Genomic DNA, 20,188 nt, shown 5'->3' on the forward strand with positions numbered 1-20,188 from the left:
TTTAAACACTGGCTACCTCGCTTACATCGGCGACAAGTTAAGGAAGAAACGCTGCAACCAGCCCATATTCTGCGCTTCATTGATGTAGCCGTTGCCGACATACTCAATACGTGCGTCCGCAACCTGAGTTGACGGTACGGAGTTGCTGCCACTGATGGTGCGCGGGTTAACGACCCCGGAGAAGCGAATGAATTCAGTGCCCTGATTAATGGCGATCTGTTTTTCACCCACAACATGTAAGTTGCCATTCACCAGTACCTGGTCGACCGTTACGGTCAGCGTACCGCTGAAGGTATTTCTGGCGTTCGCGCCGCCTTTACCGTTAAAGGAGTTACCGCCTGAAGCTTCTACGTCAGCACGCTCGTTGCCAAACAGTCCTTGCAAATAACGCGGTACGGTATCAAAACCAAAGTTGGTCTTGCCGTCACGGCTGGCATTAGCCGAAGAACTTTTGCTCGCGCTGACGTTTTCCTGCAATACGATGGTCAACGTATCGCCAATATTGCGCGGACGGCGGTCTTCGAATAGCGGCTGATAACCGTAGTTAATCGGTTGGGCCGACTGGAAGATTGATCCATTCGCCACTGGCGTCGGGCCAGGAACAGGCTGGGCAGACGTTGCGCCCTGCACGAGGGGCGTGGCCGGGATCCAGGCGCATCCTGTCAGTGAAACTACCAACAGGGCTAAAATTGGGTATGGGTGAAGCGCGTATTTTCGCATTGCGGTCATCTTCAAAATCAGTGTGCCGGTGAGGCTTTCACCCCACCGGGCCACACTTTAGAGTTGCGTCAGTTTTTGCAGCATCTGATCGGTGGTCGATACCGCTTTACTGTTGATTTCGTAAGCGCGCTGAACCTGGATCATGTTTACCAGCTCTTCCGCCACGTTGACGTTAGAGGTTTCAACATAACCCTGGTACAGCAGACCCGCGCCGTTCAGCCCCGGAGTGCTCTCATTCGGCGCACCGGATGACTGCGTTTCGGTGTACAGATTCTCACCAATGCTTTCCAGACCGGTATCGTTCATAAAAGTAGTCAGGTTAAGCTGCCCAACCTGAACCGGTGCTGCCTGGCCCTGCTGGGTTACGCTGACGATACCGTCGCGTCCAATGGTGATACTGAGCGAGTTAGCCGGGATGGTGATAGCTGGCTGAACCTGAAAACCCCCCGCAGTCACCAGTTGGCCGTTCTGATCCACCTGGAAAGAACCGTCACGGGTGTAGGCGGATGTGCCATCAGGCAGCATGACCTGGAAAAAGCCCTGCCCTTTAATCGCCACATCTTTACTGTTGTTGGTCTGCGACAGGTTCCCCTGGCTGTGTAAACGCTCGGTCGCGACCGGGCGCACACCGGTACCAATCTGCAAACCAGACGGCAGTGTGGTTTGTTCAGAAGACTGGGCGCCAGGCTGGCGAATCGTCTGGTACAACAGATCTTCAAAAACGGCACGTTGACGCTTAAATCCGTTGGTGCTGACGTTTGCCAGGTTGTTGGCAATCACATCCATGTTGGTTTGCTGCGCATCCAGGCCGGTTTTGGCGATCCATAATGAACTGATCATAAAATGTCCTGTATTAACTCATCGACAGCAGTTGGTTGGCACGACCCGCGTTATCATCCACGCTACTGATAATCTTCATTTGCATTTCGAAACGACGGGCGTTGGCGATCATGTCACTCATCGCGGCTACCGGCTTAACGTTACTGCCTTCCAGCACACCCGACATAACGCGAATGCTGGGGTCGGCCTGTAACGTAGCGCCACGGGTAGCCTGCGCGGCCTGAGTCAGACGGAACATACCGTCATCGCCACGTTGCACTTCACTCCCCGTGGCCTTCACCAGTTTCAGTCGCCCAACTGGCGCAACGGTGTTAGCCGGATCGCCAGGGTTGAGCGCCGAGATCGTGCCGTCTGCCGCAATGGTGACTTCTGAACCTTCCGGTACGGCTATTGGTCCGGCTTCGCCAATCACCGGGTGTCCCTGAATGGTCAGTTCCCCCGTAGGGCTTACCTGAATGGCGCCATTTCGGGTATATCCTTCGCTACCGTCCGCGGTCTGCACAGCCAACCAGCCATCTTGTTGCAGCGCCACGTCCAGCGGACGTGAGGTATAGTCCATCTGACCCGGCGTCATATCGGCCCCCGGCGTGGAGGCCACCACCAGCGTACGCGTCGGTAAAGACAATCCTTCAACGGGAACCGCGCGCAGCGCATTGAGTTGCGCACGAAAACCCGGCGTTGAGGCGTTTGCCAGGTTGCTGGCCGTCACCGCTTGTTGATTCAGCGTCTGACTGGCCGCGCCCATGGCGGTATAAATTGCGTGATCCATTAAGCCATCCCGTCAGGCGCTTAGCGCAGGTTGACCAGCGTGTTGAGGATCTGGTCCTGGGTTTTGATTGTCTGCGCGTTCGACTGATAGTTACGCTGGGCGACGATCATATTCACCAGTTCTTTACTCAAATCCACGTTTGATGCTTCCAGCGCGCCGTTGGTCAGCTTGCCGAAGTTACCCTCGCCTGCGGTACCCAGCAGCGCCACGCCGGAAGACTGCGTGGCTGCCCAGACGTTGTCACCCTGAGAAGCCAGACCTTCGTTGTTGGCAAAGTTTGCCAGCACGATCTGCCCCAGAACCTGTTGCTGTTCGTTGGAGTAGTTACCGACCACAGTACCGTCATTGTTAATCTGGTAGCTCACCAGGTCGCCCGGCTTATAGCCATTCTGATTCGTGGCAACGATGTTGTTGGCGCCAGTGTTCTGCTGCATGGAGTTCAGGAAGCTCAGAGAGAAATTTGCCGCATCAGCACCGTTAATCTGCCCGGTTGTGATGTTGATTTCCTTTGGCCAGACGGTAGGAGGCGTTGGTACCGCCTCGGCGGCTGTGGCGCTAATCCCTAAGAACACACCATTTTCATTAAAGCGCATAAACCCTGCTGATTTTGCAGCGGCTCCGGTTGAAGCATCCTGTGTGTGAACTTCCCAGGTGTTGCTCTGCGCATTTTTGACATAAAAAATATTCATGTCATGGGCGTTACCCTGGCTATCGAAAACGGTAACGGTGCCTTTTTTGTTGTAGGAATCCGCATCGCTGGGATTAAACGGGGTCTTCGTTGGCACCTTGTCAGTGGAGTTCAGGTTGATCTGCATTGACGCAGTCGTGGTGGTTTTAGCCGCCATCAGCGTATTCGGGATAGTGATCGGCGCCGGGTTAGCACCTTGCTGTATCGTTGGCGGTGTACCGGTAGCCGGATAGCCCGTCAGCTGTAGCCCCTGCATGTTGACGATATTGCGGTTTTCATCGAGCTTGAACTGACCGTTACGGCTGTAGAAAACGGAACCGTTGCTGTCTACCATGCGGAAAAAACCGTTCTGGCTGATAGCGACATCCAGCCCGCGACCGGTGTTAGTAGTGGTACCGTCGGTAAAGTCCTGGGTAATGCCCGCAACTTTAACGCCCAGACCCACTTTAGAACCGGCGAACATATCGGCAAAAGAGGCCGTACCGGATTTAAAACCATAGGTGGCGGAGTTGGCGATGTTGTTACCAATGACATCGAGGTTGGTCGCTGCAGCGTTCAGACCGCTGACCGCTTGTGAAAAGGCCATGACTTACTCCTGATAAGTGTGAAGGCTTAAATGATCTGCCGTACTTCGTCGAGGGTGGTGGTTCCATAGGTGCCCAGATCCAGCGTATTACCGCCGTTACTGCGAATAACGCCCTGCACCAGCGCAAACTGAAGCGGCTGAGCCACCAGTTGTGTTCCGCCATTACTGGCAGCAATTGACACGTTGTAAGAACCGCTTGGCGCATCCGTGCCATCGGTCATGGTGCCGTCCCAGGTAAAGGTATGAACGCCCGCTTTCAACCCACCAATATCAATGGTGCGTACCACCTTGCCGTCTTTATCGGTAATGGTTGCGGTAACCTTATCTGCCGGTTGCTGCAGTTCAACGCCAAACGGCGTGGTGGTGGTTTTTGCGCCCTCTTCCGTACCTTTACCGGTCAGGATGGTGGTACCTGGGATCATGACACCGTGGCCAATCAGCGTACTGGCCTGCAGCGACTGACTGTTGTCGATCTGCCCGGAGATCGATCCCAGCGTGGTGTTCAGTTTCTCAATTCCGCTCACGGTACTGATTTGCGCCAACTGGGTGGTCAGTTCGTTGTTTTGCAGCGGGTTGGTTGGATCCTGGTTTTTCAGCTGTGCCACCAGCAGCGTAAGGAAGCTGCTTTGCAGGTCCGCGGCGTTGCTGCCCGTCAGCGAACTCTTCCCCGTTGCGTCATTCACACCCGTCGTGCTCGGGTCATTCATTTTTACAGCAATAGACATGTGCGCCTCCTTTTACTGGCCTAGCGTCAGCGTTTTGAGCATCAAGCTTTTCACCGTATTGAGCACTTCGACGTTTGCCTGGTAGCTACGCGAGGCTGACATGGTGTTGACCATTTCGCCGACGACGTCCACATTCGGCATTTTTACGTAACCGTTCGCATCGGCCAGCGGATTACCGGGTTCATAAACCAGCTTATCCGGCGCCTGGCTTTCAATGACGTCAGCGACTTTTACGCCACCGGTTGCCGCACCTGGCGCGGCATCAACCTGAAAAACAACCTGCTTCGCGCGATAGGGCTGACCGTCAGGTCCGGTGACGCTATCCGCATTCGCCATGTTGCTGGCCGCAACGTTCAGGCGCTTAGACTGAGCCGTCAGCGCAGAGCCTGCGATATCAAAAATATTTAACAGCGCCACGAATTAGTTCCCTCCTTGCAGCACGTTCATCATGCCTTTGATTTGTCCACCCAACGCGGTCAGCCCCATTTGATACTTGAGGCTGTTGTCTGCAAATTGCGTACGCTCCCGGTCCATATCTACCGTGTTGCCATCGAGAGACGGCTGATCAGGAATGCGGTAGAGCAGTTCCGTAGAAGGAGCGGAAACGGTCTGGGCCGGAATGTGTTGTGCAGAGGTCAGCGTCAACGAGACACCGCCGGTTTCTTCCCGTCCTCGCACCATGACTTTTTTTAATTCACTGGCGAAATCCAGGTCGCGCGCCTGATACCCCGGCGTGTCGGCATTGGCTATGTTGGCCGCCAATACTTCCTGGCGTTGGGCGCGCAAATTCAGCGCTTCCTGTTGAAAACGTAAGGCGGCGTCGAGCTTATCGAGCATATCTCCTCCGCAAATGACAAAATTCAGCCGACAGCTTAAATCCCATTACGCGCGCGTTATCGCCGGAATAAACGCAAAATGCGTCGCTATTTGTTGCGTTGATGACTGCGTCACACAGGTAGAATCCTGTCACTACCTGAAAAAGCGCGAGGTTTTGATGCAAACGTTTAAACGTGGAGTCGTCGTGGCAGCACTGCTGTTCAGTCCTATGACGCTGGCGCAAGACCTGAATTCACAACTGACGGCATGGTTTTCACAGCGTCTGGCCGGATTTAGCGATGAGGTCGTCGTTACTATCCGAACGTCGCCAAACTTATTGCCGAGCTGCGAACAACCAGCATTAAGCGTGTCCGGGAGTGCAAAATTGTGGGGTAATGTGAACGTGCTGGCGCGCTGCGCCAACGAGAAACGTTATCTGCAGGTGAACGTGCAGGCCACGGGAAACTACGTTGTTGCCGCCGCGCCCGTCGCTCGGGGTAGCGCCCTGACTTCGGCCAGCGTAACGCTAAAACGAGGTCGACTGGACCAACTCCCTCCGCGCGCCGTGCTGGATATGAATCAGGTGCAGGATGCCGTAAGCTTGCGCGATCTGGTGCCAGGTCAGCCGATACAGCTTTCCATGTTGCGCCAGGCATGGCGAATCAAGGCTGGTCAGCGCGTCCTGGTTATCGCCAACGGAGATGGCTTTCGGGTGAATGCCGAAGGTAAAGCGCTGAACAATGCCGCCGTCGCCCAGAATGCCCGAGTACGGATGATTTCAGGCCAGGTGGTGAGCGGTGTCGTCGATTCTGATGGGAATATTCTTATTAACCTATAATAGGTTAAAGATTTTTTAGCGTGTGCCGATAGATAAACAACCAATGATTACAGCGGGCCGCTATAGCGTAACCCCTCGATGAGGATAAACAAAATGAGCATTGATCGTACCTCACCATTGAAGCCAGTAAGTACCGTTCAGCCACGTGAAACCAGCGATGCGCCGGTACAAAAAACGCGGAAGGAAAAAACCACCGCCACCACCAGCACCAGCGTCATGCTGAGCGACGCCCAGGCCAAACTGATGCAGCCCGGCACCAATGACATCAATATGGAACGCGTGGAAGCACTCAAAACCGCAATCCGTAATGGCGAGCTGAAAATGGACACCGGAAAAATTGCCGACTCGCTGATCCGCGAGGCGCAGAGCTACTTACAGAGTAAATAAAGTATGACTCGTTTGTCAGAAATACTTGACCAGATGTCGACCGTCCTCAATGACCTGAAAACGGTAATGGATGCTGAACAGCAGCAGCTTTCCGCAGGATATATTAACGGCAGCCAGCTACAGCGTATTACAGAAGAAAAAAGCTCTTTGCTGGCAACCCTTGATTATCTGGAGCAGCAGCGCCGTCTGGAGCATGACGCCACACGCAGCGCCAATGATGAAATTGCCGAGCGTTGGCAGACCATTACCCGGAAAACACAGGACCTACGCGAACTCAACCAGCACAACGGTTGGCTGCTGGAAGGGCAGATCGAGCGCAATCAACAAGCGATTCAAGTGCTGAAACCGCACCAGGAACCGGCGCTGTATGGCGCAAACGGTCAAACCTCTGCTGCGCACCGCGGCGGGAAAAAATTCTCTATCTGATGCTAGCCTGATAACGTTTTGCTTATCAGGCCTACGCGTTTTGTAGGCCGGATACGGCGTCATGCCGCCATCCGGCATTAATCTGTTACGCCGTCCGGCGCACAAACTCTTTCACTTTAAAGCCCAGCACCGCGAGCGCAGCGAAGTAAGCAGCAATACCGGCCACCACAACGGCCATCAGACGCAGCAGACGCCATAACATCGTTCCCTGCGACCAGTCCGGCATGATGTATAGCATCCCAACCAGCGCCGCCGACATCACCAGCACAGAAATCACCAGTCGCGCCAGGAACCAGGCCCAACCCGGTTGTGGGGTAAAAATTTTCTGTTTACGCAGTTGCCAGTACAGCAGTGAAGCGTTCAGACACGCCGCCAGACCAATCGACAGCGACAGCCCGGCATGTTTCAGCGGCCCAATAAATGCCAGGTTCATTACCTGGGTCATAATCAGCGTGACAATGGCAATCTTGACTGGCGTTTTAATATCCTGGCGCGAATAAAAACCAGGGGCCAACACTTTCACCACGATCAAGCCAATCAAACCTACCGAGTATGCCACCAGCGCGCGCTGCGTCATCGCTGCGTCAAAGGCGGTAAATTTACCGTACTGGAACAGAGAAACCGTCAGCGGTTTGGCCAGAATCCCCAACGCCACGGCGCTCGGTAATGCCAACAGAAAACACAAACGCAGGCCCCAGTCCATCAGACGGCAATACTCATCATGATTACCGCTGGAAAAACTTTTGGACAGCGAGGGCAGCAGGATAGTCCCCAACGCGACGCCAAGTACGCCAGACGGAAACTCCATCAGACGGTCAGCATAATACATCCATGACACTGAGCCAGAGGCCAGAAACGAAGCGAAAATCGTATTGATGATCAGTGAAATCTGGCTGACAGATACCCCAAGGATCGCCGGGCCCATTTGCTTGACGACGCGCATCGCCCCCGCATCACGGAAGTTCACGCGCGGCAGCACCAGCATGCCAATTTTCTTCAGGTGCGGAAGCTGATAAATCAGCTGTAGCACGCCGCCAACGGTAACGGCCCACGCCAGCGCCAGCACCGGAGGGTGAAAATAAGGCGCAGCAAACAGCGCGAAACCGATCATGCTGATATTCAGAAAGGTCGGCGCAAACGCCGGAATGGAAAAGCGATTCCAGGTATTCAGGATCGCACCCACCAGCGAAGCCAGTGAGATCAGCAGAATATACGGAAAGGTGATCCGTAGCAGTTGAGTGGTCAGCGCAAATTTGTCCGCGGTGTCGGCAAACCCAGGCGCGGTGACTAAAATCACCCACGGGGCAGCCAGCATCCCGGCGACCGTCACCACGGCCAGCGCCAGAGTCAACAGCCCGGAAACGTAAGAGACAAAGACGCGGGTCGCATCCTCACCCTGCTTACTTTTATATTCGGCAAGAATAGGCACAAACGCCTGCGAAAAAGCGCCCTCAGCAAAGATTCGGCGCAGCAGGTTAGGAAGTTTGAACGCCACAAAAAAGGCATCAGTCGCCATCCCTGCGCCAAAGATTCTGGCGACAATCGCATCACGCGCAAAACCCAGCACACGTGAAAACATCGTCATCGAGCTGACGGCTGCCAGCGACTTTAATAAATTCATCTATGTTGTATTCCAGACTCTGAGGCAAAACCCCGACAAACCTGCCCGTAGGTCGGATAAGGCATGATCGCCGCCATCCGGCACTTTTGCTGTGCCTGATGGCGACGCCGTAGCGTCTTATCAGGCCGACAAACCAGCCTATGGTTGAAAAGAGGTGTTATTTTTGAGTTGGCATATAGTACCTGGATTACAATGAATTACTACCGCCAGATGTTACAGGGGGTTATTCAGCCATTGCCTCCCGCCACAGCTTTTCGACAACGCGCTGGGCCAGGAGCGCCTGCTCACCTGCCGTCTGGGGAACCGTCTGATTTTGCACGCACTCAATGAAATGACGTGCGCATCCGGCAAAACCACGCTGTTCCAGGGTAGTTTGCCAGCCTGCTACCGGCTTGTGCACCACTCCTTGCCCGCGCTCTTCCCGCCATTCCCGCATATCCGTGACGTCAATCAGGCCACCATCCGTCACCGCCTGCACGCTCTCGCGCTGGCTACCGGCGCGGCGATGCATACTGGTCGTTATCTGCATTTGCCCGGCAGAAAAATGGTGCTCCGCATAGAGCATCGCGCCGGATTCATTGGTTAACAGCGTACCGTTATTTAACTGCGCTTTCTCTCCCGCCAGCCACAATGCGGTATCGACTACGTGCAGATAGTCGTCCAGCAGAGTGAAGCGCAGATCGTGCGGCCCGACGCTGTCCGTACGGTGCTTATCCATGCGTACGGACGCCGCATTACCCAACTGGGATTTAAGATCCTGATACAGCGGCGCAAATCGACGGTTAAACCCCACCATCAGCGTCAGCTTTTTCCTCTCGGCCAGCTCCACCAATTGTTCAGCCTCGCGCAGGTTTTCCGCCAGCGGTTTATCCACGCACACGTGAACCCCGGCATTCAGCAGTTCGCTGACCACCGCATAGTGCGTTGCGGTACTGGAATGGACGAAAACCGCATCGCAGGTTTGCGCCAGATTAACCAGTGAATCAACGTAGGGTATCCGCCAGGTATCACAGATACGCTGCGCTTTTTCCCGCGAAGGTGAAAATGCCCCTTTCAGCGTCCAGTCTGCACTAGCACCCAGCACGGGCAGCCAGGCCTTTTGCGCAATCCCGCCGAGCCCGACAACGCCGATACGTAATTTATTCACATCAGTCTCCCAGGTGCGCCAGCAAGGAATCAAGCCGCTGCTTAAGCTCCGCGACGTCTGTTTCCAGCGCGTCAACGCGCGCCTGTAGATCGCCCGAAGCTGCCGGAAGTTCATCTGTGGTGGCCATCGCTTCATCAACGTCACCGCAAAACAGGTGCATATAACGGCTTTCACGTTTGCCCGGCTCACGCGCCAGGCGAACGACATAAGGACCATCTTCCCGGGTTGCCAGTTTCTCCAGTGTCGACTCTACTTCGGCCATGTCGCTGAATTCGTACATCCGGGAGGCGCGGCTACGCAGTTCACCAGGTGTTTGAGCGCCGCGCAGCAACAGCGTGGTAATGAGCGCGACTTCCCCCGTGCTGAGCTTAAGATTACCAAACTCAGAGTTGCAGAAACGCTGCTCATATTTCGTGACGCGATTACCAAAGCCACTCACCGTACGCAGGAAATGCCGTTTCACCAGGTTATCAAGCTGATCCTGCACGTCGGATTCCGACAGGTTCATCACGGGTTCACGATTCGTTTTTTGATTGCAGGCGGTTACGACTCCGTTAACGGAGAGCGGATACTGTTCAGGCGTAGTCACTTGTTTTTCTAATAAACAGCCAATCACCCGTGCTTCAGTGGCGGTTAATTCGTATTTCATCGTCTTCTCCATTAATCATGGCTGCATCTGAAACTTAGCGGCCGGGGGTCCATTCTGATGTGGTCAACGCCGTCAGCACGTGATCGCGCCACTGCCCGTCAATCAGCAGGTAGTCTTTGGCATACCCTTCTTTTTCAAAACCCAGTCGCGCCAGCAGGTCACCACTGCGTTTATTATGTGGCATGTAGTTAGCCATAATGCGGTGAATATGCTGCGTGCGCTGCATATAGCGGATGGCCGAGGTTAAGGCTTCATACATCAGCCCCTGCCCCTGCCACTTCTGCGCAATGGAGTAACCGAGATAACAGGCGTGGAAAGATCCCCGCACGACGTTCGAGAAGTTCGCGACGCCAATAATCTCTTTTTCTTCCGGATCGAGCAGCGCAAAGTAATAAGCTGTGCCCTGTTTATGAAACTCAGAGATCATGCTCAGACGCGCCTGCCAGCCTGACGGATAACAGTGGCTTTCATCGCGAATAGGTTCCCAGGGTTTTAAGAAATGACGATTTTCTGCGTAATAATCTGCCAGACGCCAGGCATCACGCTCATGCACTAAACGCACGACCAGGCGGTCCGTGGTTAAGCGCACTTTTGGCACGTTACTGCGATAGCCAAACATTCTATACCTACTCCTTCCCGTAACGTCTTCAATACGCTATTCGCATTACTATACCTGCGCAAATACGCCCTGTGAAAAGAGCAAAATGCCATTTTTTGAATTATTCACACATTTTGATGAAAACTCTCTATCAAGACGGACTTTTGATAAAAAAATATTGTCCCGCGAAGGGTGGGAAAAGCGATGACGACACCGCAGAATAGGAGGTGCTTATCTTTTAAACTCTATCCAGAGTGACGAGTTTTTCCCTGGAGGGGAAATGTCGCAAGTCTCGCAGGCAAGGAACCTGGGTAAATACTTCCTTCTTATCGATAACATGCTGGTCGTGCTGGGTTTCTTCGTCGTTTTCCCGCTGATCTCAATTCGTTTCGTCGATCAAATGGGCTGGGCCGCCGTGATGGTCGGTATCGCGCTTGGATTACGTCAATTTATCCAGCAAGGTTTAGGTATCTTCGGCGGTGCTATTGCTGACCGTTTCGGGGCAAAACCGATGATCGTCACCGGCATGCTGATGCGCGCTGCCGGATTCGCCACCATGGGCATTGCCCATGAACCGTGGCTGCTATGGTTTTCCTGCTTTCTTTCCGGGCTGGGCGGCACGTTGTTCGACCCTCCCCGCTCGGCGCTGGTGGTCAAACTGATCCGTCCGGAAAAGCGCGGGCGTTTTTTCTCTATTCTGATGATGCAGGATAGCGCCGGGGCCGTGGTTGGCGCGTTGCTCGGCAGTTGGTTATTGCAATACGATTTCCGTCTGGTGTGTGCCACCGGCGCAATTTTGTTCGTTCTGTGCGCGGCGTTTAACGCCTGGCTACTTCCGGCATGGAAGCTGTCGACGGTGAAAATTCCGGTGCGCGAAGGAATGAGCCATGTGATGCATGACAAGCGGTTTGTCACTTATGTGCTGACGCTGGCGGGCTATTACATGCTGGCGGTACAAGTGATGCTGATGCTGCCAATAATGGTAAACGACATCGCTGGGTCACCGGCCGCAGTGAAATGGATGTATGCCATCGAGGCGTGCCTCTCTTTAACGTTGCTCTACCCGATTGCCCGCTGGAGTGAAAAACGCTTTCGCCTTGAGCATCGTCTGATGGCCGGTCTGCTGGTGATGTCTTTAAGCATGATGCCCATCGGCCTGGTCGGGAATTTGCAGCAGCTGTTCACCCTGATTTGCACGTTCTATATTGGCTCAATCATCGCCGAACCGGCGCGTGAAACCCTGAGCGCCTCGCTGGCGAATGCACGTGCCCGGGGAAGCTATATGGGTTTCAGTCGACTGGGACTCGCCATCGGCGGCGCCATTGGTTATATCGGCGGCGGCTGGCTGTTTGACATGGGTAAAGCCCTGGCACAACCGGAGCTGCCCTGGATGATGCTCGGTATTATCGGCTTCATCACTTTCCTGGCGCTGGGCTGGCAATTTAGTCTCAAACGTCCAACGCGTGGTATGCTGGAGCCTGACGCCTGATAGCCAATCTGGCGTACGTGCTTTTTTCAGTTTTTTCTGCTGTTACCCGCAGCGCTGGTGCTCGATGATGCTTTGTGTCACGATTACACCACAAGCATCATGTTGAGGAACCCCATGAAAAAGTTTTTTTTTGCCGCTGCACTAATTGTCAGCGGCCTGTTGGTTGGTTGTAATCAACTCACGCAATACACGATTAGCGAGCAAGAGATTAATCAGGCCCTGGCGAAGAATAATAACTTTTCAAAAGATATCGGTTTGCCTGGCGTCGCTGAAGCACATATCGTACTGAACAATCTCGCCAGCCAGATAGGCCGTGAAGAACCCAATAAAGTGACGCTGACCGGAGACGCCAACCTGGACATGAACTCCCTGTTTGGCAGTCAGAAAGCGACCATGAAGTTGAAGCTAAAAGCCTTACCGGTTTTCAATAAAGAAAAAGGCGCGATTTATCTGCAAGAAATGGAAGTCGTGGACGCTACCGTCACGCCGGAAAAAATGCAGTCGGTACTGCAAACGCTGATGCCTTATTTAAATCAGTCGCTGCGCAACTATTTCAACCAGCAGCCGGCATACATTCTGCGGGATGACAGCAGCCAGGGGGAAGCGCTGGCGAAAAAACTGGCGAAAGGCATTGAGGTGAAACCGGGAGAAATCATTATCCCGTTCACCGACTAATATGACAGAGGGCGCCGATGCGCCCTTTTTTTTCGTGCAAACGAAAACGTTTCCGCTTATCCTTTGTTTCCGGCAAAAAAGACTATCCTCAGCCGGAGCATATTGATGACTGCACCATCCCAGGTTTTAAAGATCCGCCGCCCAGACGACTGGCATCTTCACTTTCGCGATGGCGACATGTTAAAAACTGTCGTGCCCTATACCAGCGAAGTTTATGGCCGCGCCATTGTCATGCCGAACCTGGCTCCGCCCGTCACCACGGTAGACGCGGCTATCGCTTACCGCCAGCGAATTCTTGACGCGGTACCTGCCGGACACGACTTCACGCCATTAATGACCTGCTACTTAACGGATACGCTGGATCCCAATGAGCTGGAACGTGGATTCAACGAAGGCGTGTTCACCGCCGCAAAACTCTATCCGGCCAATGCCACCACCAACTCGACGCATGGCGTAACCTCTATTGATGCCATCATGCCAGTGCTGGAACGGATGGAAAAATTGGGTATGCCTCTGCTGGTGCACGGCGAAGTGACGCATGCGGATATCGATATTTTCGATCGCGAGGCGCGCTTTATTGAGACGGTAATGGAACCACTGCGTCAGCGTTTAACTGCGCTGAAAGTGGTGTTCGAACATATCACGACTAAAGATGCTGCCGAATACGTGCGCGACGGCAACGACCTTCTGGCGGCGACCATTACGCCGCAACACCTGATGTTTAACCGCAACCACATGCTGGTCGGCGGGATTCGCCCTCATCTGTACTGCCTGCCGATCCTCAAACGTAACGTCCATCAACAGGCGCTGCGTGAGCTGGTCGCCAGCGGGTTTAACCGCGCCTTCCTCGGTACCGACTCAGCGCCGCATGCGCGTCATCGCAAAGAGTCAAGCTGTGGCTGTGCGGGCTGCTTTAATGCGCCGACCGCACTGGGCAGTTATGCCACCGTGTTTGAAGAGATGAATGCACTGGACCATTTTGAAGCCTTCTGCTCACTCAATGGCCCACAGTTCTACGGTTTGCCGGTAAATGAAACCTTTATTGAGCTGGAACGCGTGGAGCACAAAGTCCCGGAGAGCATTGCGCTGCAAGATGATACGCTGGTGCCTTTCCTGGGTGGCGAAACGGTACACTGGTCCGTGAAAAGCTAAAAAAAGTGTAGCCAACTGGCGAGAATAACTGTATAAATAAACAGTATATTCCACAGGGGGCTACTATGCGTATTGAAGTCACTATTGCCAAAACTTCACCTTTACCTGCTGGTGCAATTGACGCGCTGGCAGGTGAACTCTCCCGCCGTATTCAGCACCATTTTCCGGATAACGAAGGTAACGTTACCGTCCGTTATGCCGGCGCAAACAATCTGTCGGTTATTGGTGCCACCAAAGAGGATAAAGAACGCATCAGCGAGATCCTCCAGGAGACCTGGGAAAGCGCGGATGACTGGTTCATCAATGAATAAATAATGATATGCAGTGATGTTTGTTTGCCGGGTCGCCCCGGCTTTTTTATACACACCATCTTTTAATCAATAGTTCATTCCTTCTGGCAAACTGATATTTTAATAATAAATCCCTGGCTATCTTTTAACCACAACACCAAAATAATTGTGCAACATGCTTAAAAAAAATGAATAACATGTCGGTTTGTTAGTCAGATAACGCTGAAAACGAAAATTTTATGTGCTTACCTCTTTAAATTTTCAATGAATACCCTTATTTATTGATATACTGAAGTTGCTTCAGAAAAAACGCATTGAACCTCGAAAACCGTTGTCTAGTAACACGAATTAGGGGGCATGATGGAAAAGAATAATGAAGTCATTCAGACTCATCCGTTAGTAGGATGGGACATCAGCACTGTTGATAGCTACGATGCGCTGATGCTGCGTTTGCACTACCAGACCCCGAATCGTCCAGACCAGGATGGGACTGAAGTTGGTCAAACGCTCTGGTTAACCACTGATGTTGCCAGGCAATTTATTTCGATATTAGAAGCAGGAATCGCTAAAATTGAATCCGGCGATTACCAGGTAAATGAGTATCAGCGACATTAAATCTGATACATCCAACCATCAAAAGGCACCTTTCCGGTGCCTTTCTTATTTCCAGGTTGAATATTCCGGGTCACTTATTTACCCTGCTACTATCGCGATTGCAGAGAGAAGCGGATGAAATACGACTTAATCATAATTGGCAGCGGTTCCGTGGGCGCCGCAGCCGGATACTATGCCACTCGCGCCGGTCTGAAGGTTCTGATGATCGATGCGCATATGCCACCGCATCAGCAGGGCAGCCACCACGGCGACACTCGATTAATTCGTCATGCCTATGGCGAAGGTGAAAAATATGTTCCGCTGGTGCTGCGTGCGCAAACATTATGGGATGAATTATCCACCCAAAATGAAGAGCCGATTTTTGTGCGCTCTGGTGTCATCAACCTTGGTCCGGCAGATTCAACCTTCTTAGCGACCGCGGCGCAAAGCGCAAAACAGTGGCAACTCAATGTTGAACAACTGGATGCAGCAGCCATTATGGCGCGCTGGCCAGAGATTCGCGTACCTGAAAACTATATCGGTTTGTTTGAAGCGGAGTCTGGTTTTTTACGTAGTGAGTTAGCGATTAAAACCTGGATCCGTCTGGCGGAAGAAGCAGGCTGTGCGCAGCTATTTAAATGCCCGGTCAGCGCAATTCGTCATAGTGATGATGGCGTCACGGTAGAAACCGCCGATGGTGACTATCACGCGCCAAAAGCGGTGATCAGCGCCGGAACCTGGGTACAGGCATTAGTCCCTGAACTACCGATACAACCGGTACGCAAAGTGTTCGCCTGGTATCAAGCCGATGGGCGTTACAGCGTTAAGAATAACTTCCCTGCCTTCACCGGGGAGCTACCAAATGGCGATCAATTCTACGGTTTCCCGGCAGAAAATGACGAGCTAAAAATTGGTAAGCACAATGGCGGACAGGTAATTCATTCGGCAGAAGAGCGCAAGCCATTTGCCGCTGTAGCCAGCGATGGTTCTGAAGCCTTCCCATTCCTGCGCACAATTCTGCCAGGCGTAGGCTGCTGTCTGCACGGTGCGTCCTGCACCTATGATAACTCACCAGATGAAGACTTTATTATTGATACTCTACCGGAGCATGACAACACGCTGATCATCACCGGGCTGAGCGGACATGGCTTTAAGTTTGCCTCCGTCCTCGGAGAGATTGCGGCAGACTTCGCCCAGGACAAATCGTCTGACTTTGACCTGACGCCCTTCAGGCTAAGTCGTTTTAAGCGATAATAAATGAATGGCCTCGTTGGTGAGGCCATTTTTAATGACAGGAATAACGTTGATGCGCCGCATCTTTCACTATCTGGTTAATAATATTCGCGAGCATCTTATGCTCTACATTATTTTATGGTCGCTGCTGGCAATTATGGATGTGATATATATTATGTTTTTCTGAACCCGCAACGCTGACACTAATTGACATAAACTGATATTAACTTAATTTTCATTGCAATTAACTGAACAAGAAAAATACCTTAAACACCCAGAAACCAAGCCTTAATGTCATCCCCCCTACTAATTCCTTGATGATTACTTCACAATTCAATCAATTTTATTGAATCAAAAACAAATATCACCATTATTGTTATTTATTAGTTGCATTAATGTCTTTTACGCGCCATTTTTCATTCACCTCTGAAATATCTAACGGTGCACTTATGCAATTCAATAATACTCCACAACGCTATGGCGTGGTGTCTGCCGCTTTACACTGGCTGATTGCGATTGCTGTATATGGCATGTTTGCGCTGGGATTGTGGATGGTCACACTCAGCTATTACGACGGCTGGTATCACCAGGCCCCTGAACTGCATAAAAGCATCGGCGTTGTGCTCATGATCGGGCTGGTTATCCGCGTCGTCTGGCGGTTGATCTCCCCTCCTCCTCCTGCGCTGGCAAGTTATTCCCGTTTCACCCGCATCGCGGCGGCACTGGGTCACCTCGCGCTATACACATTGCTCTTTTCAATTGTCATCAGCGGGTATTTGATTTCCACCGCTGATGGCAAAGCGATAAGCGTATTTGGTTGGTTCGACATTCCTGCCACCCTTGCCAATGCGGGCGCTCAGGCCGACCTCGCCGGTAGTCTGCACCTGTGGCTTGCGTGGACCGTGGTGGTTTTATCGCTTCTGCACGGACTGATGGCCCTGAAACATCACTTTATCGATAACGACGATACCCTGAATCGCATGTTGGGAAAATCGTCATCTGACTATGGAGCTTAAAATGAAAAAAAACCTGCTGGGACTTACACTCGCCTCTCTGTTATTCACCACCGGGTCAGCCGTGGCGGCAGATTACAAAATTGACAAAGAAGGACAGCATGCCTTTGTTAATTTTCGTATTCAGCACCTGGGTTACAGTTGGCTATACGGCACATTTAAAGATTTCGACGGGACTTTTACCTTTGATGAGAAAAATCCCGCAGCCGATAAGGTTAACGTCACCATCAACACCAACAGCGTTGACACCAATCACGCCGAACGCGACAAGCACCTGCGCAGCGCAGATTTCCTTAACGTGGCCAAATTCCCACAGGCGACCTTTAGCTCTACCAGCGTGAAGAAAGAGGGGAACGACCTGGATATCACCGGTAATCTCACCCTGAACGGCGTCACTAAACCGGTTACGCTGGATGCGAAGCTGATCGGTCAGGGCGGCGATCCGTGGGGTGGCACGCGTGCAGGTTTTGAAGCACAAGGTAAAATTAAGCTGAAGGACTTCAACATCACCACCGATCTCGGCCCGGCGTCTCAGGAAGTCGATCTGATCATCTCAGTGGAAGGTGTCCAACAGAAGTAACGTATGAGTTGCCGGATGAGGCTAAAGCCGCCATCCGGCATGATGACTATTGCGCAGGGTCCGGAATACCCAGTTTGGTATTCAGGCGACCACGTGACTTATTAAAAATTTTGTTGCCATTTTCACGTCCGGCGCGCAGACGACGTTGCTCTTCTTCCGGCAACTTACTCTCTTCGCTACACAATTCGCTACAGCAGCCGTTATACTTCTGCGCGCAGGCCGGACACTGGATAAACAACAGATGGCAGCCATCATTTTTGCAATTAGTATGGCTGTCGCACGCCGTTCCGCACTGATGACAATGCGCAATAACATCTTCAGAAATCCTTTCGCCCATACGCTCATCAAAAACGAAGTTTTTACCGACAAAACGCACAGGAAGCCCCTGTTCACGCGCCTTGCGGGCATATTCAATAATACCGCCCTCAATGTGCCAGACTTTGCTAAATCCGTTGTGTTTCATCCAGGCGCTGGCTTTCTCACAACGGATCCCGCCCGTGCAATACATAACGATTTTTTTATCTTTATGCGCCTGCATCATTTCAACGGCTTTCGGTAACTGGTCGCGGAACGTGTCTGCCGGGATTTCTAGCGCATTCTCGAAATGGCCCACTTCGTATTCATAGTGGTTGCGCATATCAATGAATACCGCGTCAGGATCGTCCAGCATGGCGTTTACTTCCGCCGCCTTCAGGTAATCACCTACGTTGCTGGCGTCAAATTGCGGATCGTCAATACCATCCGCCACGATGCGTTCACGCACTTTCATGCGCAGCACCCAGAACGATTTACCATCATCATCCAGCGCGATATTCAGACGTAACCCGGCGAATGCGGGATCAAACGCATAAAGCTGCTGGCGGAATGCCTCGACGTTGCTTTGCGGTACGCTGATTTGCGCATTGATTCCTTCATGGGCAAGATAAACGCGCCCGAAGACGCTCAATGCAGTGAACATCTGGTACAGCGCATCACGCGTGTGCTGAGGATTGGCGATGGTGAAATATTTATAGAATGAGATCGTCGTGCGCGGCTCGGTCTCAGCCAACATTTTGGCTTTGAGCGCATCGTTCGAAATGCGGTTGTGTAACACTGGCATGGTGTACGTATCCTGCAAATAGGGAGAAAATGAAAATCGGCGGCATAATAAAGCAAACACCGCCAATTTACATCCACACATTCTACGCTACATTTCTTACTCCAATATAAAAGTGCAACAACAATTGCTGGTTTAATCACCGTTCTCCCGTCACAAATTTTTGATATGCGCGAAAAAATGCGACAATACAGGCAATTGGTCGTTTGAAGACAGGATAGACATGACGAATTTACCCAAGTTTTCGGCTGCGTTACTGCATCCACGTTATTGGTTAACCTGGCTGGGCATTGGCATCCTTTGGTTAATCGTGCAGTTACCCTACCCGGTTCTTTACAAGTTGGGCTGCGCATTAGGTCGTCTGGCATTACGTTTGATGAAACGTCGGGCAAAAATTGTTTCCCGTAATCTGGAACTGTGCTTCCCGCAAATGAGCGAGCAGGAACGCCAGCAGATGGTAGTCAAGAACTTCGAGTCCGTGGGCATGGGCGTGATGGAAACCGGAATGGCCTGGTTTTGGTCTGACAAGCGCATTTCACGCTGGACGGAAGTTATCGGGATGGAACATATCCGCGACGTTCAGGCGCAAAAGCGGGGAATTTTGTTAGTGGGTCTGCACTTTCTGACCCTTGAACTGGGTGCGCGTCAGTTTGGTTTGCAGGAGCCGGGGATAGGCGTATATCGCCCTAACGACAACCCACTGCTCGACTGGCTACAAACCTGGGGCCGTATGCGCTCTAATAAATCCATGCTCGATCGTAAAGACCTGAAAGGAATGATTAAAGCGTTGAAAAAAGGCGAAGTGGTCTGGTACGCGCCGGATCATGACTACGGTCCCCGCGCCAGCGTATTTGTCCCGCTTTTTGCTGTTGAACAGGCCGCAACAACCTCCGGGACCTGGATGCTTTCACGCATGTCGAATGCCTGCCTAGTACCGTTTGTTCCCCGCCGCAAACCTGACGGTAAAGGTTATCAATTGATTATGCTGCCTCCGGAGTGTTCACCGCCGTTAGACAACGCGGAGACTACGGCAGCGTGGATGAATAAGGTTGTTGAGCAATGCATCATGATGGCCCCAGAGCAGTACATGTGGCTACACCGTCGTTTCAAGACGCGTCCTGAAGGTTCACCTTCCCTGTACTAAAGCACGGTTGCAGTCCTGTGGACTGCAACACCTTCCCTGCCCGCTTTAGGTTTAACTGCTATCCGCATTGCAGCAACTATCAACCAGGCGCATAATTAGCCTGCTTCCTTAT

At 52.4% G+C, this 20,188-nt stretch carries 25 protein-coding genes; 13 read left to right on the forward strand and 12 right to left on the reverse strand.

All coding sequences use genetic code 11. The annotated features are described in order from the left end of the window. Window positions 1-21 precede the first annotated feature (21 nt). Genes HV314_RS15795 through flgB form a run of 7 tightly spaced genes read right to left on the reverse strand, consistent with a single transcriptional unit; the run spans window position 22 to window position 5,165 of the window. Complete coding sequence (locus tag HV314_RS15795) at window positions 22-720, reverse strand: flagellar basal body L-ring protein FlgH (RefSeq protein WP_046274759.1); 699 nt, start codon at window positions 718-720, stop codon at window positions 22-24. 57 nt (window positions 721-777) lie between these two features. Then, on the reverse strand, window positions 778-1,560 hold the full coding sequence (gene flgG / locus HV314_RS15800; RefSeq protein ID WP_003036202.1) for a flagellar basal-body rod protein FlgG: 783 nt from the start codon (window positions 1,558-1,560) through the stop codon (window positions 778-780). A 13-nt stretch (window positions 1,561-1,573) separates the two neighbouring features. After that, complete coding sequence (locus tag HV314_RS15805; RefSeq protein WP_016156188.1) at window positions 1,574-2,329, reverse strand: flagellar basal body rod protein FlgF; 756 nt, start codon at window positions 2,327-2,329, stop codon at window positions 1,574-1,576. A gap of 20 nt (window positions 2,330-2,349) precedes the next feature. Beyond that, window positions 2,350-3,603 (reverse strand): flagellar hook protein FlgE, encoded by a 1,254-nt coding sequence (gene flgE / locus HV314_RS15810; RefSeq protein ID WP_016152628.1) that lies wholly within the window; start codon window positions 3,601-3,603, stop codon window positions 2,350-2,352. Between the two features lie 26 nt (window positions 3,604-3,629). Continuing rightward, window positions 3,630-4,328, reverse strand: coding sequence for a flagellar hook assembly protein FlgD (flgD, locus tag HV314_RS15815; protein WP_016152627.1), 699 nt, complete (start codon window positions 4,326-4,328; stop codon window positions 3,630-3,632). A gap of 12 nt (window positions 4,329-4,340) precedes the next feature. Beyond that, entirely contained in the window at window positions 4,341-4,745 is a 405-nt protein-coding gene (gene flgC / locus HV314_RS15820) for a flagellar basal body rod protein FlgC (RefSeq protein WP_006685091.1), read from the reverse strand. Window positions 4,746-4,748: 3 nt separating this feature from the next. Then, window positions 4,749-5,165, reverse strand: a complete 417-nt coding sequence (gene flgB, locus HV314_RS15825) for a flagellar basal body rod protein FlgB (protein ID WP_016152626.1) — start codon at window positions 5,163-5,165, stop codon at window positions 4,749-4,751. Window positions 5,166-5,322: 157 nt separating this feature from the next. Here flgB and flgA point away from each other — a divergent pair, with 157 nt between their 5' ends. From flgA to flgN, 3 genes are all read left to right on the forward strand, one after another. Then, window positions 5,323-5,982, forward strand: a complete 660-nt coding sequence (gene flgA / locus HV314_RS15830) for a flagellar basal body P-ring formation chaperone FlgA (RefSeq protein WP_016156187.1) — start codon at window positions 5,323-5,325, stop codon at window positions 5,980-5,982. Window positions 5,983-6,075: 93 nt separating this feature from the next. Next, on the forward strand, window positions 6,076-6,369 hold the full coding sequence (flgM, locus tag HV314_RS15835) for a flagellar biosynthesis anti-sigma factor FlgM (RefSeq protein WP_016152624.1): 294 nt from the start codon (window positions 6,076-6,078) through the stop codon (window positions 6,367-6,369). Between the two features lie 3 nt (window positions 6,370-6,372). Beyond that, window positions 6,373-6,795 (forward strand): flagella biosynthesis chaperone FlgN, encoded by a 423-nt coding sequence (gene flgN / locus HV314_RS15840; RefSeq protein ID WP_181546097.1) that lies wholly within the window; start codon window positions 6,373-6,375, stop codon window positions 6,793-6,795. A gap of 85 nt (window positions 6,796-6,880) precedes the next feature. On the opposite strand, the gene murJ is transcribed toward flgN, so the two are convergent. From murJ to rimJ, 4 genes are all read right to left on the reverse strand, one after another. After that, complete coding sequence (murJ, locus tag HV314_RS15845) at window positions 6,881-8,416, reverse strand: murein biosynthesis integral membrane protein MurJ (RefSeq protein ID WP_016152622.1); 1,536 nt, start codon at window positions 8,414-8,416, stop codon at window positions 6,881-6,883. 223 nt (window positions 8,417-8,639) lie between these two features. After that, window positions 8,640-9,563, reverse strand: a complete 924-nt coding sequence (locus tag HV314_RS15850) for a Gfo/Idh/MocA family protein (protein WP_181546099.1) — start codon at window positions 9,561-9,563, stop codon at window positions 8,640-8,642. 1 nt (window position 9,564) lies between these two features. After that, the gene (locus HV314_RS15855; RefSeq protein ID WP_181546101.1) at window positions 9,565-10,212 is read right to left on the reverse strand and encodes a YceH family protein; all 648 of its coding nucleotides are present in this window, start codon (window positions 10,210-10,212) and stop codon (window positions 9,565-9,567) included. Window positions 10,213-10,246: 34 nt separating this feature from the next. Next, window positions 10,247-10,831 (reverse strand): ribosomal protein S5-alanine N-acetyltransferase, encoded by a 585-nt coding sequence (gene rimJ, locus HV314_RS15860; RefSeq protein WP_006685101.1) that lies wholly within the window; start codon window positions 10,829-10,831, stop codon window positions 10,247-10,249. A gap of 259 nt (window positions 10,832-11,090) precedes the next feature. Between rimJ and mdtH the strand changes: the two genes are divergently transcribed. The 9 genes from mdtH (at window position 11,091) to HV314_RS15905 (ending at window position 17,836) form a co-directional block, all read left to right on the forward strand. Further along, window positions 11,091-12,299: a multidrug efflux MFS transporter MdtH gene (mdtH, locus tag HV314_RS15865; protein ID WP_016156184.1), complete on the forward strand. Its 1,209-nt coding sequence runs from the start codon at window positions 11,091-11,093 to the stop codon at window positions 12,297-12,299. Between the two features lie 114 nt (window positions 12,300-12,413). Further along, a complete protein-coding gene (locus HV314_RS15870; RefSeq protein ID WP_181546103.1) occupies window positions 12,414-12,974 on the forward strand; it encodes a lipoprotein in 561 nt (186 codons plus the stop codon). Window positions 12,975-13,079: 105 nt separating this feature from the next. Then, window positions 13,080-14,126 carry a dihydroorotase gene (gene pyrC / locus HV314_RS15875; protein ID WP_047359338.1) on the forward strand — a complete coding sequence of 349 codons (1,047 nt, stop codon included), beginning with the start codon at window positions 13,080-13,082 and terminating at the stop codon, window positions 14,124-14,126. A gap of 65 nt (window positions 14,127-14,191) precedes the next feature. Continuing rightward, on the forward strand, window positions 14,192-14,437 hold the full coding sequence (gene dinI / locus HV314_RS15880; protein ID WP_003036157.1) for a DNA damage-inducible protein I: 246 nt from the start codon (window positions 14,192-14,194) through the stop codon (window positions 14,435-14,437). 339 nt (window positions 14,438-14,776) lie between these two features. After that, window positions 14,777-15,031: a biofilm formation regulator BssS gene (gene bssS / locus HV314_RS15885; protein ID WP_181548110.1), complete on the forward strand. Its 255-nt coding sequence runs from the start codon at window positions 14,777-14,779 to the stop codon at window positions 15,029-15,031. 114 nt (window positions 15,032-15,145) lie between these two features. Beyond that, complete coding sequence (gene solA / locus HV314_RS15890; protein WP_181546104.1) at window positions 15,146-16,264, forward strand: N-methyl-L-tryptophan oxidase; 1,119 nt, start codon at window positions 15,146-15,148, stop codon at window positions 16,262-16,264. A gap of 52 nt (window positions 16,265-16,316) precedes the next feature. Next, window positions 16,317-16,430 (forward strand): YceO family protein, encoded by a 114-nt coding sequence (locus HV314_RS15895; protein WP_003036148.1) that lies wholly within the window; start codon window positions 16,317-16,319, stop codon window positions 16,428-16,430. A 262-nt stretch (window positions 16,431-16,692) separates the two neighbouring features. Continuing rightward, window positions 16,693-17,259 (forward strand): cytochrome b, encoded by a 567-nt coding sequence (locus HV314_RS15900; RefSeq protein WP_181546106.1) that lies wholly within the window; start codon window positions 16,693-16,695, stop codon window positions 17,257-17,259. A gap of 1 nt (window position 17,260) precedes the next feature. After that, window positions 17,261-17,836, forward strand: a complete 576-nt coding sequence (locus HV314_RS15905) for a YceI family protein (protein WP_003832130.1) — start codon at window positions 17,261-17,263, stop codon at window positions 17,834-17,836. 46 nt (window positions 17,837-17,882) lie between these two features. On the opposite strand, the gene trhO is transcribed toward HV314_RS15905, so the two are convergent. After that, the gene (gene trhO, locus HV314_RS15910; protein WP_016156181.1) at window positions 17,883-18,935 is read right to left on the reverse strand and encodes an oxygen-dependent tRNA uridine(34) hydroxylase TrhO; all 1,053 of its coding nucleotides are present in this window, start codon (window positions 18,933-18,935) and stop codon (window positions 17,883-17,885) included. Between the two features lie 220 nt (window positions 18,936-19,155). On the opposite strand from trhO, the gene HV314_RS15915 reads away from it, so the two are divergent. Next, entirely contained in the window at window positions 19,156-20,076 is a 921-nt protein-coding gene (locus tag HV314_RS15915) for a Kdo(2)-lipid IV(A) acyltransferase (protein WP_181546108.1), read from the forward strand. Window positions 20,077-20,188: the final 112 nt, after the last annotated feature.

Source organism: Citrobacter sp. RHBSTW-00887 (assembly GCF_013728095.1).
Classification (GTDB): Bacteria; Pseudomonadota; Gammaproteobacteria; order Enterobacterales; family Enterobacteriaceae; genus Citrobacter; species Citrobacter braakii.

Bases quoted from the DNA above. Each gene is read 5' to 3' on its own strand.
- flgA (WP_016156187.1), top strand. From the start codon at position 5,323: ATGCAAACGTTTAAACGTGGAGTCGTCGTGGCAGCACTGCTGTTCAGT.
- pyrC (WP_047359338.1), top strand. From the start codon at position 13,080: ATGACTGCACCATCCCAGGTTTTAAAGATCCGCCGCCCAGACGACTGG.
- HV314_RS15915 (WP_181546108.1), top strand. From the start codon at position 19,156: ATGACGAATTTACCCAAGTTTTCGGCTGCGTTACTGCATCCACGTTAT.
- trhO (WP_016156181.1), bottom strand. From the start codon at position 18,935: ATGCCAGTGTTACACAACCGCATTTCGAACGATGCGCTCAAAGCCAAA.
- HV314_RS15900 (WP_181546106.1), top strand. From the start codon at position 16,693: ATGCAATTCAATAATACTCCACAACGCTATGGCGTGGTGTCTGCCGCT.
- HV314_RS15870 (WP_181546103.1), top strand. From the start codon at position 12,414: ATGAAAAAGTTTTTTTTTGCCGCTGCACTAATTGTCAGCGGCCTGTTG.
- solA (WP_181546104.1), top strand. From the start codon at position 15,146: ATGAAATACGACTTAATCATAATTGGCAGCGGTTCCGTGGGCGCCGCA.
- rimJ (WP_006685101.1), bottom strand. From the start codon at position 10,831: ATGTTTGGCTATCGCAGTAACGTGCCAAAAGTGCGCTTAACCACGGAC.
- HV314_RS15895 (WP_003036148.1), top strand. From the start codon at position 16,317: ATGCGCCGCATCTTTCACTATCTGGTTAATAATATTCGCGAGCATCTT.
- flgD (WP_016152627.1), bottom strand. From the start codon at position 4,328: ATGTCTATTGCTGTAAAAATGAATGACCCGAGCACGACGGGTGTGAAT.
- flgG (WP_003036202.1), bottom strand. From the start codon at position 1,560: ATGATCAGTTCATTATGGATCGCCAAAACCGGCCTGGATGCGCAGCAA.
- flgE (WP_016152628.1), bottom strand. From the start codon at position 3,603: ATGGCCTTTTCACAAGCGGTCAGCGGTCTGAACGCTGCAGCGACCAAC.
- bssS (WP_181548110.1), top strand. From the start codon at position 14,777: ATGGAAAAGAATAATGAAGTCATTCAGACTCATCCGTTAGTAGGATGG.
- HV314_RS15805 (WP_016156188.1), bottom strand. From the start codon at position 2,329: ATGGATCACGCAATTTATACCGCCATGGGCGCGGCCAGTCAGACGCTG.
- flgM (WP_016152624.1), top strand. From the start codon at position 6,076: ATGAGCATTGATCGTACCTCACCATTGAAGCCAGTAAGTACCGTTCAG.
- mdtH (WP_016156184.1), top strand. From the start codon at position 11,091: ATGTCGCAAGTCTCGCAGGCAAGGAACCTGGGTAAATACTTCCTTCTT.
- flgN (WP_181546097.1), top strand. From the start codon at position 6,373: ATGACTCGTTTGTCAGAAATACTTGACCAGATGTCGACCGTCCTCAAT.
- HV314_RS15855 (WP_181546101.1), bottom strand. From the start codon at position 10,212: ATGAAATACGAATTAACCGCCACTGAAGCACGGGTGATTGGCTGTTTA.
- murJ (WP_016152622.1), bottom strand. From the start codon at position 8,416: ATGAATTTATTAAAGTCGCTGGCAGCCGTCAGCTCGATGACGATGTTT.
- HV314_RS15795 (WP_046274759.1), bottom strand. From the start codon at position 720: ATGCGAAAATACGCGCTTCACCCATACCCAATTTTAGCCCTGTTGGTA.
- HV314_RS15905 (WP_003832130.1), top strand. From the start codon at position 17,261: ATGAAAAAAAACCTGCTGGGACTTACACTCGCCTCTCTGTTATTCACC.
- dinI (WP_003036157.1), top strand. From the start codon at position 14,192: ATGCGTATTGAAGTCACTATTGCCAAAACTTCACCTTTACCTGCTGGT.
- flgB (WP_016152626.1), bottom strand. From the start codon at position 5,165: ATGCTCGATAAGCTCGACGCCGCCTTACGTTTTCAACAGGAAGCGCTG.